Here is a 15,438-nt window from a genome sequence, read left to right on the forward strand (position 1 = left end):
GTCTGGATAATTCCGGGGCTTATGGCATCTGAGCCTGTCCCAATGTGCTATTACCCATAGCCTGAATTTCTGGAACGCATCCCTGAATGGCCATCGAATCGCTGCCCAAGCTGAAAACTGCCCGCCGCTCGCGCTTTGTCATGCGTTGGTATTCCTGGCTTTTACTGGTGGCGGTCGCCGCTTATGGCCTTGCGTTTGCGATGCATTGGGATGATCGCGGTGTGCTCTGGGTGAAGGAGCGCTTCGAAAGCCCTGCCGAACGAAAAGAGAGTGTCTGGCTGCCGGACTATCGGGCGGTGATCGACGCCAAACTGCTGCCGGGCATGGAGAAGGACGAAGCGTCGGACGTGTCTTACGACCCGCAGACCAAAACCCTGTTCTCCGTGATGGGCAAGAACCCGTTCCTGGTCGAGCTGACGTTGCAAGGCGACGTGTTGCGCAAAATGCCGCTGGTGGGGTGGAGCAACCCGGAAGGGGTGACGGTAATGGGCAATGGTTTGCTGGCGATTACCGATGAGCGCGAACACCTGCTCTCGATCGTCAAGGTCGATGCCGATACGCGCGAGCTGAACATCGCCAATTTCCCGAAGTACGATCTCGGTCCCTCGAAAAACCAGAATAAAGGCTTCGAAGCCGTCGTCTGGGATGCCCGTCGCCAGCAACTGCTGCTGGGTGAAGAGCGTCCACCAGCGCTGTTCAGCTGGAAAAGCGATGGCAGCCAGATCCTGAAGGGGGACAAGCAGAAACTCTCCAGCGACGCACTGGATGTCCGTAACCTGTCGGCCCTGGCCATCGATCCGCGCACCGGTCACACCCTGGTGCTGTCCGCCGACTCTCACTTGTTGCTGGAACTGGACGAGAAGGGCGAGCAGGTCAGTTTCATGACCTTGCTCGGAGGGTTCAATGGCCTGAAGAAAACCATTCCCCGTGCCGAAGGCGTCACCATGGACGAAGCAGGCACGCTGTACATGGTGAGCGAGCCGAACCTGTTCTACCGCTTCGAAAAGCAACAGGTTCGGTAGTTGCGGTAGAAGGTCGCGGGCCATTAGGGTTTTAATTCAGGCAGCCGTGGTGTTTCATCCGCCCGTCCTGTTTCCGAGTTTGCCTGAATGCGTCGACTTGTCCGCCCCAAACCCCTGATGCTGATCCTGTCGGTCATTGCCCTGATCGTGTTGGTTGCCGTCGGCCAGTACCAGCGCCTGTTCGAACGCAGCGGGTTCAATGTGCAGGCGCTATGGCAGCCGATGAATACCCGATCCATTGGCCTGGACCAGTATCAGGTGGCGATCGAGGCGCGAGTCATTGACGGTCTGGACGACGATGTTTCAGCGCTGACCTTCGATCCCGTGCGCAAAAGCCTGTTCACGGTCACCCAAAAAAACGCCGAGCTGATCGAGTTGTCCCTGGAAGGCAAAATCCTGCGGCGTGTGGCGCTGGTCGGATTCGGCGACCCGGAAGCAGTGGAGTTCATTAGCGCTGACACTTACGTGATCACCGATGAGCGTGAGCAACGGCTGATCAAGATTCATCTGCGCAAGGGCACGACGTTCCTCGATGCCGCGGACGCCGAGCAGATGACCCTCGGCGTGCACATGAGCGGCAACAAGGGATTCGAGGGGTTGGCCTATGACTCGGTGGGCAAGCGCTTGTTCGTCGCCAAGGAGCGCGACCCGATGCTGATCTACGAAGTGCAGGGCTTTCCCCATTACAACCCGGAGAAGTCCTACGCGGTGCACGTGGTGAACAATCCCAAGCGCGATGGCGGAATGTTCGTGCGAGACCTGTCGAGCCTGCAATATGACGAGCGCAGCGGCCATTTGCTGGCACTGTCCGATGAGTCGCGGTTGATTCTTGAACTGGATGTGGACGGGCGACCGCTGAGCACCCTGTCACTGAGCAAGGGTCGTCAGGGATTGCACAAGCCGGAAGGCATTGCCATGGATGACGACGGCACCCTGTACCTCGTCAGCGAGCCGAACCTGTTCTACGTCTTCAAAAAACCGGCACAGCCCTGACCAACACCGCAAAACCAATTGTAGGAGCGAGCAAGCTTCGCTCCTACAAATGGGTGTGGCATCAGGCCTTGAGGGTTTTCACGCCTTCGCTCGTGCCCAACAGCAGCAAGTCCGCCGGGCGCGCCGCGAACAAACCGTTGGTGACCACGCCGACGATGGCGTTGATCTGTGCTTCCAGCTCCACCGGGTTGGTGATCTGCATGTTGTGCACGTCAAGGATGATGTTGCCGTTATCGGTCAGCACACCTTCACGGTAAACCGGGTCGCCGCCCAGCTTCACCAGTTCGCGGGCCACGTGGCTGCGAGCCATCGGGATCACTTCCACCGGCAATGGGAACGCACCGAGCACCGGCACCAGTTTGCTGGCGTCGGCGATGCAGATGAAGGTCTTGGCCACGGCCGCCACGATCTTCTCGCGGGTCAGGGCTGCACCGCCGCCTTTGATCAGGTGCAGGTGCTCGTCGCTTTCATCGGCGCCGTCGACGTAGAACTCCAGATCGCTGACGGTATTGAGCTCATACACCGGAATCCCGTGGCCCTTGAGGCGCGCGGCGGTGGCTTCGGAACTGGCCACTGCGCCGTCAAACGCGCCTTTGTGCTTGGCCAGGGCGTCGATGAAGCAATTGGCGGTAGAGCCGGTGCCGACCCCGACGATGCTCTTGTCATCGAGTTTAGGGAGGATGAAGTCGACGGCGGCCTGAGCCACTGCCTGTTTGAGTTGATCCTGGGTCATGCGGGCTCCGAGGTGCCGAAGAGGGGGACGAAAGGCCGGCATTATAGGCCTCGCGATGTGGAAGGTCATTGCCAGTGTGTCGAATGGAGACGAGGGGGCTTGTCTGTGGCGAGGGAGCTTGCTCCCGCTCGGCTGCGCAGCAGTCGTAAACCTGCCAATACAGTGTGTTTGAAGAAACGGGCTGCCTGTTTTGGGGAGCACTTCGCACTCCAGCGGGAGCAAGCTCCCTCGCCACAATGAGTCTCTTGCGTTTGCGAGTGGCTAAAACCACCTGTTTAGTGTGGTCGCCCGCCCGAAAGCCGGGTTAGACTCCTTGGCCCTGCCCAACCCGTTCAGTGATGCTTTCCGATGCTCGAACAGTACGTCAAAAAGATCCTCACCTCGCGCGTTTATGACGTTGCCGTAGAAACCCCATTGCAGACTGCTCGCCAGCTCTCCGAGCGGCTGGGCAACGAGATTTGGCTCAAGCGTGAAGACTTGCAGCCGGTGTTCTCGTTCAAGATTCGCGGCGCTTACAACAAGCTGACGCAACTGAGCGATGAAGAGCGCGCCCGTGGCGTGGTCACCGCTTCGGCGGGCAACCATGCGCAAGGCCTGGCCCTGGCAGCCAAAGTGCTGGGCGTGAAAGCGACCATCGTGATGCCCAAGACCACCCCGGAGATCAAGGTCGAGGGCGTGCGTTCGCGCGGCGGCAAAGTGGTACTGCACGGCGATTCGTTCCCGGAAGCCCTGGCCTACTCGCTGAAACTGGTCGACGAAAAAGGCTACGTCTACATTCACCCCTACGACGATCCCCACACCATTGCCGGGCAGGGCACGGTGGCCATGGAGATTCTGCGCCAGCACCCGGGGCGTCTGGATGCGATCTTCGTTCCGGTGGGCGGTGGCGGATTGATCGCCGGGATTGCGGCGTACGTGAAATACCTGCGTCCGGACGTCAAGATCATCGGCGTCGAACCGGATGACTCCAACTGCCTGCAAGCCGCCATGGCGGCCGGTGAGCGCGTGGTGTTGCCGACCGTGGGCCTGTTTGCCGATGGCGTCGCGGTGGCGCAGATCGGCCAGCACACCTTCGATATCTGCAAAGACTACGTTGATGAAGTGATCACCGTCAGCACCGATGAAATCTGTGCGGCGATCAAGGATATCTACGACGATACCCGCTCGATCACTGAACCTGCCGGCGCCTTGGGCGTGGCCGGGATCAAGAAATACGTCGAGCAACGTGGCGTCACCGGCCACACCTTCGTGGCCATCGATTCCGGCGCCAACGTCAACTTCGACCGCTTGCGACACGTCGCCGAGCGTGCCGAGCTGGGCGAGGGCCGCGAAGCTATCATCGCCGTGACCATCCCCGAGAAACCGGGCAGCTTCAAGGCGTTCTGCGAAGCCATCGGCAAGCGCCAGATCACCGAATTCAACTACCGCTACAACACCGGCAGCGAAGCGCACATCTTTGTCGGCGTGCAGACCCATCCGGAAAACGACCCGCGCAGTGCGCTGCTCGCCAGCCTGACCGAGCAGGGTTTCCCGGTACTCGACCTGACCGACAACGAACTGGCCAAATTGCACATTCGCCATATGGTTGGCGGGCGTGCCGCCCAGGTGGTCGATGAGGTGGTGCTGCGCTTCGAGTTCCCGGAGCGTCCGGGTGCGTTGTTCAACTTCCTCAACAAGCTCGGTGGGCGCTGGAACATTTCGATGTTCCACTACCGCAACCACGGCGCGGCGGATGGCCGTGTGGTCGCGGGCCTGCAAGTGCCCCACGACGAGCGTCATCTGGTACCGGCGGCGCTGGAAGAAATCGGCTACCCGTACTGGGACGAAAGCGACAACCCGGCCTATCAGCTGTTTCTCGGCTGAGCGGCTACGCTGATGGGCAGCCTATAAGGAATTCGAACAATGGAAACGTTAACCGCCCTCAAAGTCGCGCATGGCGTGGCGACGGTGCTGCTGTTGATCAGCGCACTGGGGCTGGCAATCTGGGTCTGGCGCACTCGTCGTAACGGTGATGCGACGGCGCCTGCGCGTACCTTGCAGCGACCGCAGGTGTTCATCTGGTTGTTGATGGGCCTGGCGCTGTTGAGCATGCCGTTTACCGGCTGGTGGATGGTGCATCTGGTGGGCTGGCCGTTGGGGCAGACCTGGTTGCTGGCGTCCAGTGTGCTGTACACCGTGGCGGCGCTGGGCTGGTTCTGGCTGCTGGTGCGGCTCAATCGGCTGCGCAAGGCGCCGGCGGCGGGGAATGGGAAGTTTACGTTGGCGTTGGCGTTGTTCAGTTTTGTCTGCTTGATCGCCATTGCGGGGTTGATGGGGGCCAAGCCGGTATAGCGCGGAATCTGTAGCTGCTGCGAGGTGCGAGGCTGCGATGGGCTGCGAAGCGGCCCCGAAGGGCGGTCCTGCGGACCGCAACGCAGCCTCGTACCTCGGTAGCTGCTACAGGCTTAATCAATCGCGCAAACTGATCACCGGCCAGCCACGTTTCTCGGCCTCGGCCCGCAAGTTAGGGTCCGGATCGACCGCGATCGGATTCGTCACTTGCTCCAGCAACGCCAAGTCGTTCATCGAGTCGCTGTAGAAATAACTGTCTTCCAGGCTGTGGCCGGTTTCTTCCAGCCAACGATTCAACCGGGTCACCTTGCCTTCACGGAAGCACGGGATATCGGTGCTGCGCCCGCTGTACCGGCCGTCGATCATTTCGCATTCGGTGGCGATCAGGGTTTCAACGCCTAAACGCGTGGCAATCGGCCCGGTCACAAAACGGTTGGTGGCGGTGATGATGACCAGCTTGTCGCCGGCCTCACGGTGTTGGGCCAACAGTTCGAGGCCCTTGGGCAGCACGAGCGGTTCGATGCAGTCGCGCATGTAATCCAGGTGCCATTGATCCAGTGTCGCCATTTCGGTGCGGCCGAGGACTTCCAGGCAGAAGTTCAGGTAGGCGGCCTGATCCAGCTTGCCGGCCAGGTAGTCCTGATAGAACTCGTCGTTGCGTGCCTTGTAGGCGACGGCGTCGAGGAAACCGCGTTCGCACAGATAATCGCCCCAGGCGTGGTCACTGTCGCCGCCCAGAAGCGTGTTGTCCAAGTCGAATAAAGCCAGCCGCATTGCAGTTACTCGCTGAAAAGTCTGTAGAAAGGTCTCCAGAATACGGACTTTTCACAAGAGTGCACATAAGGTAGGTCGGCTCGTTGCTGCTTTCACAACCTTTGTGGAACAATGCGGCGACATGCGTTTGCGAGGTTGTTGCCGTGATCGACCCCGATGGTTTCCGCCCCAATGTCGGGATCATTCTGACGAATGATGCTGGCCAGGTGCTATGGGCTCGCCGAATCAATCAAGATGCCTGGCAGTTTCCACAGGGCGGGATCAACCCCCAGGAGACGCCGGAAGACGCCTTGTACCGCGAGTTGAACGAAGAAGTGGGCCTGGAGCGCGAAGATGTTGAAATTCTCGCCTGCACCCGGGGCTGGTTGCGTTATCGTTTGCCGCAACGTCTGGTCAGAACGCACAGCCAACCGCTGTGCATCGGCCAGAAGCAGAAATGGTTTCTCCTGCGCCTGATCTCCAACGAGCAGCGGGTGCGGATGGATTTGACCGGTAAACCGGAATTCGATGGCTGGCGCTGGGTCAGCTATTGGTATCCGTTGGGCCAGGTGGTGACATTCAAGCGCGAGGTGTATCGACGCGCTCTCAAAGAGCTTGCCCCGCGCCTTTTAGCGCGCGACTGACGACGGAGTTCGACCCCGAGCCATGCTCAATACGCTGCGCAAGATCGTCCAGGAAGTTAACTCCGCCAAGGATCTCAAGGCGGCGTTGGGGATTATTGTGTTGCGCGTCAAAGAGGCCATGGGCAGCCAGGTCTGCTCGGTCTACCTGCTTGATCCAGAGACCAACCGCTTCGTGCTGATGGCCACCGAGGGCTTGAACAAGCGCTCGATCGGCAAAGTCAGCATGGCACCCAACGAAGGTCTGGTCGGCCTGGTCGGCACGCGTGAAGAACCCCTGAACCTCGAAAACGCCGCGGATCACCCGCGCTACCGTTACTTCGCCGAGACCGGTGAAGAGCGCTACGCGTCGTTCCTCGGGGCGCCGATCATTCACCACCGCCGCGTCGTCGGCGTATTGGTCATTCAACAAAAGGAACGCCGCCAGTTCGATGAGGGTGAAGAAGCCTTCCTCGTGACCATGAGCGCGCAGCTCGCCGGCGTTATCGCCCATGCCGAGGCCACCGGTTCGATCCGTGGCCTGGGCCGTCAGGGCAAAGGTATCCAGGAAGCAAAGTTCGTCGGCGTACCTGGTTCGCCGGGCGCGGCGGTCGGCACCGCAGTCGTCATGCTGCCGCCGGCCGATCTGGATGTGGTGCCGGACAAGACCATCACCGACATCGATGCAGAACTTGGGCTGTTCAAGACGGCCATCGAAGGCGTGCGCGCCGACATGCGTGCCTTGTCCGCCAAGCTGGCAACCCAGCTGCGACCTGAAGAGCGGGCCCTGTTCGACGTCTACTTGATGATGCTCGACGATGCTTCGCTCGGCAGCGAAGTCACCACCGTGATCAAGACCGGTCAGTGGGCCCAGGGCGCGCTGCGTCAGGTGGTTACCGATCACGTCAACCGTTTCGAACTGATGGACGACGCCTACCTGCGTGAGCGGGCCTCGGACGTCAAGGACCTCGGCCGCCGTTTGCTCGCCTACTTGCAGGAAGAGCGGCAGCAGACGCTGGTCTACCCCGACAACACCATTCTGGTCAGCGAAGAACTGACGCCGGCAATGCTCGGCGAGGTACCGGAAGGCAAGCTGGTGGGCCTGGTGTCGGTACTCGGTTCTGGCAACTCCCACGTGGCGATCCTGGCGCGCGCCATGGGTATTCCGACGGTGATGGGCCTGGTCGACCTGCCGTACTCCAAGGTCGACGGCATCCAGATGATCGTCGACGGCTACCACGGCGAGGTCTACACCAACCCGAGTGACGTGCTGCGCAAGCAGTTCGCCGACGTGGTCGAGGAAGAGAAACAACTGGCCCTCGGGCTGGATGCATTACGCGACCTGCCGTGCGTAACGGTTGATGGCCACCGCATGCCGCTGTGGGTCAACACCGGCCTGCTGGCGGACGTGGCACGGGCGCAGAAGCGCGGTGCCGAGGGCGTGGGTCTGTACCGCACCGAAGTGCCGTTCATGATCAACCAGCGTTTCCCGAGCGAAAAGGAACAGCTGGCGATCTATCGCGAGCAACTTGCCGCGTTCCATCCACAACCAGTGACCATGCGTAGCCTGGACATTGGCGGTGACAAGGCGCTGTCGTACTTCCCGATCAAGGAAGACAACCCGTTCCTCGGCTGGCGCGGGATTCGCGTGACCCTCGACCACCCGGAAATCTTCCTGGTGCAGACCCGCGCCATGCTCAAGGCCAGCGAAGGCCTGAACAACCTGCGTATTCTGCTGCCGATGATTTCCGGCACCCATGAACTGGAAGAAGCCTTGCACCTGATCCACCGGGCCTGGGGCGAAGTCCGCGACGAAGGCACCGACGTGCCGATGCCGCCGGTTGGCGTGATGATCGAGATTCCGGCAGCGGTGTATCAGACCAAGGAACTGGCGCGGCAGGTGGACTTCCTGTCGGTCGGCTCCAACGACCTGACCCAGTACCTGCTGGCCGTGGACCGAAACAACCCACGGGTGGCCGACCTCTACGACTACCTGCACCCGGCGGTGCTGCAAGCCCTGCAGAGCGTGGTGCGCGATGCGCATGCCGAAGGCAAACCGGTGAGTATCTGCGGCGAAATGGCCGGTGACCCGGCGGCGGCGGTGCTGTTGATGGCAATGGGCTTCGACAGCCTGTCGATGAACGCCACCAACTTGCCGAAAGTGAAGTGGATGCTGCGTCAGATCAACCTGAGCAAGGCCAAGGAACTGCTCGCCGAGCTGATGACCATCGACAACCCGCAAGTTATCCACAGCTCGCTGCAACTGGCGCTGAAAAACCTTGGGTTGGCACGGATGATCAATCCGGCTTCGGTCAAGACCCTTTAAAAGGCTGATGGCCTCATCGCTGGCAAGCCAGCTCCCACAGGAATTTGGGTCGATTCACTGATTTGTGATCAACACCAAAACCTGTGGGAGCTGGCTTGCCCGCGATGGGGCCAGTCCAGGCAGCACAAAATTAAATCCTGACTTCCACTTCCCCCAAATGCCCCCCATACGGCCCGAAACTCCGCTCGACCATATGCCGCATCCCATTCGCCTGAACAATCAACGCCGTGCTCGCCCGCGTCCCATAAGCCTGGCTCTTGATAAACACGCTCGACAACAACGTCTCGGTGGCTTGCCCCACGCCAGTGTCCGGCAGCTCGGCAAGTGGTGCGATCTGCGGATCGCTCAGCAAGGCCAATAACGCCTGTGGTTGTGGATCGTCCAGGACTTCGCTCAACGCTGCCTTGGCCTTGAGCACTTTTGGCCACGGCGTATTCAGCCCCGCGTTCGATAACCCATAAAGCCCTGGTTCGAGCCTGACCGCCGAGGTTTCCCGAGCGTTGAAGTGCCAGAGCTCTTTGGCATTGCCGATCAGCAGATTGAACCCGGCATATTCAGCCGAACGTGCGATAACGTCGCTTAAATAGTCTTCAATGGGCGTTTCCCCGCTGAGAAACTGCGCCACCAGTTCGCCTCGCGACTTGGCGGCCGGCGGTTGAAGGGGATTACGGATGTTGGTCAGTGCGGCGAAGCGCCCATTGGCGCCGACACCGAGCCACGTACCGCCGGCCTCGAGGTCACGCCCGGCGTAGACATGCGGGGCGTGCGGCCATTGCGCCAGGGGCAGGCTGGGCCGGGCATAGAATTCGTCGCGGTTGGCCGCCACGATCAGCGGCTGGGCATGACCCGGCCGCCAGGCAAAGACAATCAGGCACATAAGGTGGTCCTTGTGTGTTTTTTGCTCACTCTACGCAGACATCGCTCATCGATCCATCGCCATCCGCAGTGGAGCCCGAGGCCATGCATCCGTTACCATGCCGCTCCTGTTTCGGGATGCTTGGGGACGTGGCCATGGAATTTTTGCTCTATCTGGCGCTGGGCGCCTGTGCGGGCGTGCTGGCCGGGCTGTTTGGGGTAGGCGGCGGGATTATCATCGTCCCGGTGCTGGTGTTCAGCTTCACCTTGCAGGGATTTGATCCGTCGATCCTGACGCATCTTGCAGTCGGTACTTCCCTGGCGACGATCATTTTTACGTCGGTCAATGCGGTTCGCGAACATCATCGCCGCGGCGCCGTGCGTTGGCCGATTTTTGCCTGGATGACTCTCGGCATTCTGATCGGTGCCGGTTTCGGCGCGCTGACCGCCGAAGCGATCTCCGGGCCGAATCTGCAGAAGATCATCGGCATATTCGCGTTGATCATCGCTGTTCAACTCGCCTTGGACTTCAAACCCAAGGCCAGCCGAACGGTGCCCGGTAAAGTCGGTCTGACCGTGGCCGGCAGTGTGATTGGCTGGGCTTCGGCGATTTTCGGGATCGGCGGCGGCTCGCTGACCGTGCCATTCCTGACCTGGCGCAGCGTTCCGATGCAACAAGCGGTGGCCACATCGTCGGCCTGTGGCCTGCCCATCGCTTTGGCAAGTGCATTAAGTTTCATGATTCTGGGCTGGCACGATCCACTGCTGCCGGCCCATAGTCTCGGTTTTGTTTATTTGCCGGCGCTGCTGGGGATCGCTCTGACCAGCATGGTCTTCGCCCGCCTCGGTGCACGACTGGCCCACAGGCTGTCGCCACGCTTGCTGAAAAGACTGTTTGCCGCTTTGCTGTTTTGCGTCGGCTTGAACTTCCTGCTCTGACACCTAACGCAATCCTGGCTTAATCCTGGCGTGACAGCGTCGCCCGGGAATTTTGAAGGTTTCAACTCTAACGAGGAGTCGCAATGCTGCCTTACCCGCAGATCGACCCGGTGGCCCTGGCCATCGGTCCGCTGAAAATCCACTGGTACGGCCTGATGTATCTGGTCGGCATCGGCGGCGCGTGGCTGCTGGCGTCCCGTCGGCTGAACCGCTTCGACCCGACCTGGACCAAGGAGAAACTCTCCGACATGGTGTTCTGGATGTCGATGGGCGTCATCGTCGGCGGCCGTCTGGGTTATGTGCTGTTTTATGATCTGAGCGCTTACCTGGCCAACCCGATGTTGATCTTCGAAGTGTGGAAGGGCGGCATGTCGTTCCACGGTGGCTTCATCGGTGTGATGCTCGCAGCGTTGTGGTTTGGTAAAAAGAACAACAAGTCGTTCTTCCAGCTGATGGACTTCGTTGCGCCGATGGTGCCGATCGGTCTGGGTGCCGGGCGCATCGGCAACTTCATCAACGCCGAGTTGTGGGGCAAGCCGACCGACGTGCCGTGGGCGATGATCTTCCCGCCGTTCAGCGACCCGGCGCAGTTGCCGCGTCACCCGTCGCAGCTGTACCAGTTTGCGCTGGAAGGTGTGGCGCTGTTCCTGATCCTCTGGCTGTTCTCGCGCAAGCCACGGCCGACCATGGCGGTATCCGGGATGTTTGCGCTGTTCTATGGCATTTTCCGTTTCATCGTCGAGTTCGTCCGCGTTCCGGATGCGCAACTGGGCTATCTGGCGTGGAACTGGCTGACCATGGGCCAGGTGCTGTGCGTACCGATGATCGTCGGCGGTCTATTCCTGATCTGGCTGGCTTATCGACGCGCCCCGGCGGCCCCCGCAGCGGCTGTATAAGCAGCTGGCGCAAAAAATTCGAACCCCGGGGCGACGGCTCCGGGTTCAAGGACACAGGTAATTCATGAAGCAATATCTCGATCTGGTCGCCCACGTCATCAAGAACGGCACCAAACAGGCCAACCGCACCGGCGTGAACACCATCAGCTTTCCGGGTGCGATGCTGCGCTTCGATTTGCAGGAAGGTTTCCCGGCGATCACCACCCGCAAGATGGCCTTCAAGTCGGCCATCGGCGAGATGTGCGGTTTTCTGCGCGGGGTGAACAACGCCGCTGAATTCCGTGCGCTGGGTTGCAAGGTCTGGGACCAGAACGCCAACGAAAACGCCCAGTGGCTGGCCAACCCGTTCCGTCAGGGTGAAGACGACCTCGGCGAGATCTACGGCGTGCAATGGCGCAAATGGCCGGCGTACAAGCAGATCCCGGTCAGCAACCAGGCCGCCATCGAGCAGACCCTGAGCCAGGGTTATCGGCAGATTGCTGAAGGCGAAGAAGATGGCCAGGCGTATGTGGTGTTGTACAAGGCGATCGACCAGATCCGCCAGTGCGTCGACACCATCATCAAGGACCCGGGCAGCCGTCGCATTCTGTTCCACGGCTGGAACGTTGCGCAGCTCGATGAAATGGCCCTGCCGCCGTGCCACTTGCTGTACCAGTTCCACCCGAATGTCGAGACCAGGGAAATCTCCCTGACCCTCTACATCCGCTCCAACGACCTGGGCCTGGGCACGCCGTTCAACCTCACCGAAGGCGCCGCGCTGCTGAGCCTGATCGGTCGCCTGACCGGTTACACGCCGCGCTGGTTCACCTATTTCATCGGTGATGCCCACGTCTACGAAAACCACCTGGACATGCTCAACGAACAGCTCAAGCGCGAGCCATTCGCCATGCCGAAGCTGAAGATCTCCGACCGTGTGCCAGAGTTTGCCAAGACCGGTGTGTATCAGCCGGAGTGGCTGGAGCTGATCGAGCCAAGTGATTTCTCGCTCGAAGGCTATGAGCACCACGCTCCGATGACGGCGCCGATGGCGGTCTGAGTCTGGCACCGCTTCGCGGGCAAGCCTCGCTCCTACAGGTTCACACGATACCTGTAGGAGCGAGGCTTGCCCGCGAAGGCATTCTTAATGCCCATGGCTTCGGCCGACATGGGAATGCTCAACCTCCGTCGCCACAACCCCGCCACTCACCTCCAGCCGCTGCAAAATCCCGCACTGATCGATATCCGGCCCTTCGCTGCAGCGTTGGCGCAGGTCGAGCAGTTGTGTCTGCAAGGCCAGCAAACCGTCGATTCGTGCCTTCACATGATGGATATGTTCGTCGATCAACGCGTTGACGTTTTCACATTGATCCTGCGGGCTGTCGCGCAGGGCCAACAGGCTGCGGATTTCCTCCAGGGTCATGTCGAGGGTCCGGCAATTGCGGATGAAGGTCAGGCGTTCGGCGTGGGCCTGGGTGTAGACGCGGTAATTGCCGTCGCTGCGGGCCGGTTCCGGCAGCAGGTTTTCGCGCTCGTAGTAGCGGATGGTTTCCACGGCGCAGTCGGTGAGTTTCGCCAGTTCTCCTATTTTCATCGCGTCAATCTCCAAAAGGGTGCTTGACCCTATAGTGGCTACAGGGTCTTTACTTGGCAACAGGCACCTTCATGGACGCGACCAATGAGCGATTCTCTTCACACCCACAAACCCGAGGCTGATCACGATCACGATCACGATCACGATCACGATCACAGCCACAAGCTGCAGCCTGCGTCCCAGCATGCCCATGGTAGCCATGATCATGGCGGCCACGGCGATTCCTGCTGTTCCTCCAAAGCCGCGGCGCCATCGCTGATCAAGTTGAGCGAGACACCGACCGCCGGCGCGCGGCTGAGCAGCTTCCGCATCGAGGCCATGGACTGCCCGACCGAGCAGACGCTGATCCAGAACAAACTCGGCAAGCTTGCGGGCGTACAGCAACTGGAGTTCAACCTGATCAACCGGGTGTTGGGCGTGACCCATGACCTGCCAGGCACCGCGCCGATCATCGAGGCGATCAAGTCCCTCGGCATGCACGCCGAGCCGCTGGAACAAGGCGTCGAAGCGCCAATACCTGTGCCAGAGAAAAAACCTTGGTGGCCATTGGCGCTGTCCGGCGTTGGTGCGTTGGCGGCTGAAGTGATCCACTTCACTAACGCGGCGCCCACTTGGGTGGTGGCGGTGATTGCGCTGATCTCAATCCTCAGTGGCGGCCTGGGTACCTATAAAAAGGGCTGGATCGCCCTGAAAAACCTCAACCTGAACATCAACGCGCTGATGAGCATCGCGGTGACCGGTGCGGTCCTGATCGGCCAGTGGCCGGAAGCGGCAATGGTGATGTTCCTGTTTACCGTCGCCGAGTTGATCGAAGCCAGGTCCCTGGACCGGGCGCGCAACGCCATCGGCGGACTGATGCAGATGGCGCCCGAGCAAGCCACGGTGCAACAAGCCGACGGCAGTTGGGTCGCACAACCGGTGAAAAGCATCGAACTGGGCGCACGGGTGCGGGTGCGTCCCGGTGAGCGGATCGGTCTGGACGGCGAAGTGTTGTCTGGCAGCTCGACCATCAACCAGGCGCCGATCACCGGTGAAAGCCTGCCGGTCGAAAAAACCATCGGCGACAAAGTGTTCGCCGGCACCATCAACCAGTCCGGTTCACTGGAATACACCGTGACCGCAGCGGCCGACCACTCGACCCTCGCGCGGATCATCCACGCCGTCGAACAGGCCCAGGGCGCGCGGGCGCCGACCCAGCGTTTCGTCGACAGCTTTTCGAAAATCTACACACCGGCGGTGTTCATCCTGGCCCTCGCCGTGGCGGTGATCCCGCCGCTGTTCATGGATGCGCTGTGGTTCGACTGGATCTATCGGGCGCTGGTGTTGCTGGTGGTCGCCTGCCCATGCGCCTTGGTGATTTCCACTCCGGTGACCATTGTCAGCGGCCTCGCGGCAGCGGCGCGCAAAGGGATTCTGGTCAAGGGCGGCGTCTACCTGGAGCACGGCTACAAACTCGACTACCTGGCCCTCGACAAGACCGGCACCCTCACGCATGGCAAACCGGTGCAGACCGACTATTTGTCCCTCGACCCGACCGCCGATCAAACAGCCCCGGCCCTTGCGGCGGCGCTGGCTGGTCGCTCGGATCACCCGGTGTCGCTGGCCATCGCCAACGCGGCAGTTGTGGATAACCAGCGCGCGCCGCTGACTGTGGATAACTTCGAAGCCTTGGCGGGGCGTGGAGTACGCGGTGAGATCAATGGTGAGCTCTATCACCTGGGCAACCATCGACTGGTGGAAGACTTGGGCCTGTGTTCTCCAGCGCTGGAAGAAAAACTGTTTGCTCTGGAGAAACAGGGCAAGTCGGTGGTGCTGTTGCTCGACAAGTCGGGTCCGCTGGCCTTGTTTGCCGTCGCGGACACCGTGAAAGCGACCAGTCGCGAAGCGATCCAGCAGTTGCATGAACTGGGCATCAAAACCCTGATGCTGACCGGTGACAACGTTCACACCGCCGAGGTCATCGCCGCCCATGTGGGCATCGATCAGGCGCAAGGCGATCTGTTGCCGAGCGAGAAGCTGCAGGCCATCGAAACGCTGTATGCCCAGGGCTATCGCGTGGGGATGGTCGGCGACGGCATCAACGACGCTCCTGCACTGGCGCGGGCCGAGATCGGTTTCGCCATGGCGGCCGCCGGGACCGACACCGCCATCGAAACCGCCGATGTCGCCCTGATGGACGACGATCTGCGCAAGATCCCGGCCTTCATCAGCCTGTCGCGGCAGACCTCCAATATCCTCAAACAGAACATTGCCCTGGCATTGGTCATCAAAGCGATCTTTCTTGGGGTAACCTTCGCCGGGATCGCCACCATGTGGATGGCGGTGTTCGCCGACATGGGCGTGAGCCTGCTGGTGGTGTTCAACGGTTTGCGCCTGTTGCGCAAATAGACGATGGGGAAA

14 protein-coding genes are annotated in these 15,438 nt (G+C 60.7%); 10 read left to right on the top strand and 4 right to left on the bottom strand.

Features of this window, described 5'->3' with window-relative positions:
- The first annotated feature begins 86 nt into the window (after positions 1-86).
- Positions 87-1,022: an SdiA-regulated domain-containing protein gene (locus tag AC07VO_RS08385; protein ID WP_064621008.1), complete on the top strand. Its 936-nt coding sequence runs from the start codon at positions 87-89 to the stop codon at positions 1,020-1,022.
- 87 nt (positions 1,023-1,109) lie between these two features.
- Positions 1,110-2,015, top strand: a complete 906-nt coding sequence (locus AC07VO_RS08390; protein WP_026286613.1) for an SdiA-regulated domain-containing protein — start codon at positions 1,110-1,112, stop codon at positions 2,013-2,015.
- Positions 2,016-2,076: 61 nt separating this feature from the next.
- Here AC07VO_RS08390 and rpiA read toward each other — a convergent pair whose 3' ends face one another.
- On the bottom strand, positions 2,077-2,748 hold the full coding sequence (gene rpiA / locus AC07VO_RS08395; RefSeq protein WP_018928652.1) for a ribose-5-phosphate isomerase RpiA: 672 nt from the start codon (positions 2,746-2,748) through the stop codon (positions 2,077-2,079).
- A gap of 348 nt (positions 2,749-3,096) precedes the next feature.
- Here rpiA and ilvA point away from each other — a divergent pair, with 348 nt between their 5' ends.
- Positions 3,097-4,611, top strand: a complete 1,515-nt coding sequence (gene ilvA, locus AC07VO_RS08400) for a threonine ammonia-lyase, biosynthetic (RefSeq protein WP_086944383.1) — start codon at positions 3,097-3,099, stop codon at positions 4,609-4,611.
- 39 nt (positions 4,612-4,650) lie between these two features.
- Positions 4,651-5,079, top strand: coding sequence for a DUF2269 domain-containing protein (locus AC07VO_RS08405; RefSeq protein ID WP_018928654.1), 429 nt, complete (start codon positions 4,651-4,653; stop codon positions 5,077-5,079).
- Positions 5,080-5,196: 117 nt separating this feature from the next.
- On the opposite strand, the gene AC07VO_RS08410 is transcribed toward AC07VO_RS08405, so the two are convergent.
- A complete protein-coding gene (locus AC07VO_RS08410) occupies positions 5,197-5,853 on the bottom strand; it encodes a histidinol-phosphatase (RefSeq protein WP_018928655.1) in 657 nt (218 codons plus the stop codon).
- Between the two features lie 143 nt (positions 5,854-5,996).
- On the opposite strand from AC07VO_RS08410, the gene AC07VO_RS08415 reads away from it, so the two are divergent.
- Positions 5,997-6,476 carry an RNA pyrophosphohydrolase gene (locus tag AC07VO_RS08415; RefSeq protein ID WP_007897732.1) on the top strand — a complete coding sequence of 160 codons (480 nt, stop codon included), beginning with the start codon at positions 5,997-5,999 and terminating at the stop codon, positions 6,474-6,476.
- Positions 6,477-6,498: 22 nt separating this feature from the next.
- Positions 6,499-8,778, top strand: coding sequence for a phosphoenolpyruvate--protein phosphotransferase (gene ptsP / locus AC07VO_RS08420; RefSeq protein ID WP_018928656.1), 2,280 nt, complete (start codon positions 6,499-6,501; stop codon positions 8,776-8,778).
- A gap of 130 nt (positions 8,779-8,908) precedes the next feature.
- Here ptsP and AC07VO_RS08425 read toward each other — a convergent pair whose 3' ends face one another.
- Complete coding sequence (locus AC07VO_RS08425) at positions 8,909-9,655, bottom strand: NRDE family protein (RefSeq protein WP_086944384.1); 747 nt, start codon at positions 9,653-9,655, stop codon at positions 8,909-8,911.
- A gap of 134 nt (positions 9,656-9,789) precedes the next feature.
- Here AC07VO_RS08425 and AC07VO_RS08430 point away from each other — a divergent pair, with 134 nt between their 5' ends.
- The 3 genes from AC07VO_RS08430 (at position 9,790) to AC07VO_RS08440 (ending at position 12,504) form a co-directional block, all read left to right on the top strand.
- Entirely contained in the window at positions 9,790-10,572 is a 783-nt protein-coding gene (locus AC07VO_RS08430) for a sulfite exporter TauE/SafE family protein (RefSeq protein WP_018928658.1), read from the top strand.
- Positions 10,573-10,655: 83 nt separating this feature from the next.
- Positions 10,656-11,468: a prolipoprotein diacylglyceryl transferase gene (gene lgt / locus AC07VO_RS08435; protein ID WP_064621002.1), complete on the top strand. Its 813-nt coding sequence runs from the start codon at positions 10,656-10,658 to the stop codon at positions 11,466-11,468.
- 64 nt (positions 11,469-11,532) lie between these two features.
- Positions 11,533-12,504 carry a thymidylate synthase gene (locus tag AC07VO_RS08440; RefSeq protein WP_064621000.1) on the top strand — a complete coding sequence of 324 codons (972 nt, stop codon included), beginning with the start codon at positions 11,533-11,535 and terminating at the stop codon, positions 12,502-12,504.
- A gap of 84 nt (positions 12,505-12,588) precedes the next feature.
- Here the strand turns inward: AC07VO_RS08440 and cadR are convergent, their stop codons facing one another.
- Complete coding sequence (gene cadR, locus AC07VO_RS08445) at positions 12,589-13,038, bottom strand: Cd(II)/Pb(II)-responsive transcriptional regulator (protein WP_007897786.1); 450 nt, start codon at positions 13,036-13,038, stop codon at positions 12,589-12,591.
- A gap of 84 nt (positions 13,039-13,122) precedes the next feature.
- Between cadR and AC07VO_RS08450 the strand changes: the two genes are divergently transcribed.
- Complete coding sequence (locus tag AC07VO_RS08450) at positions 13,123-15,426, top strand: heavy metal translocating P-type ATPase (RefSeq protein WP_495007510.1); 2,304 nt, start codon at positions 13,123-13,125, stop codon at positions 15,424-15,426.
- Positions 15,427-15,438: the final 12 nt, after the last annotated feature.

It is taken from the genome of Pseudomonas sp. GW821-FHT03E01 (assembly GCF_059420765.1).

Bases quoted from the DNA above. Each gene is read 5' to 3' on its own strand.
- ptsP (WP_018928656.1), top strand. From the start codon at position 6,499: ATGCTCAATACGCTGCGCAAGATCGTCCAGGAAGTTAACTCCGCCAAG.
- AC07VO_RS08450 (WP_495007510.1), top strand. From the start codon at position 13,123: ATGAGCGATTCTCTTCACACCCACAAACCCGAGGCTGATCACGATCAC.
- AC07VO_RS08390 (WP_026286613.1), top strand. From the start codon at position 1,110: ATGCGTCGACTTGTCCGCCCCAAACCCCTGATGCTGATCCTGTCGGTC.
- AC07VO_RS08405 (WP_018928654.1), top strand. From the start codon at position 4,651: ATGGAAACGTTAACCGCCCTCAAAGTCGCGCATGGCGTGGCGACGGTG.
- AC07VO_RS08385 (WP_064621008.1), top strand. From the start codon at position 87: ATGGCCATCGAATCGCTGCCCAAGCTGAAAACTGCCCGCCGCTCGCGC.
- lgt (WP_064621002.1), top strand. From the start codon at position 10,656: ATGCTGCCTTACCCGCAGATCGACCCGGTGGCCCTGGCCATCGGTCCG.
- rpiA (WP_018928652.1), bottom strand. From the start codon at position 2,748: ATGACCCAGGATCAACTCAAACAGGCAGTGGCTCAGGCCGCCGTCGAC.
- AC07VO_RS08430 (WP_018928658.1), top strand. From the start codon at position 9,790: ATGGAATTTTTGCTCTATCTGGCGCTGGGCGCCTGTGCGGGCGTGCTG.
- AC07VO_RS08410 (WP_018928655.1), bottom strand. From the start codon at position 5,853: ATGCGGCTGGCTTTATTCGACTTGGACAACACGCTTCTGGGCGGCGAC.
- ilvA (WP_086944383.1), top strand. From the start codon at position 3,097: ATGCTCGAACAGTACGTCAAAAAGATCCTCACCTCGCGCGTTTATGAC.
- cadR (WP_007897786.1), bottom strand. From the start codon at position 13,038: ATGAAAATAGGAGAACTGGCGAAACTCACCGACTGCGCCGTGGAAACC.
- AC07VO_RS08425 (WP_086944384.1), bottom strand. From the start codon at position 9,655: ATGTGCCTGATTGTCTTTGCCTGGCGGCCGGGTCATGCCCAGCCGCTG.
- AC07VO_RS08440 (WP_064621000.1), top strand. From the start codon at position 11,533: ATGAAGCAATATCTCGATCTGGTCGCCCACGTCATCAAGAACGGCACC.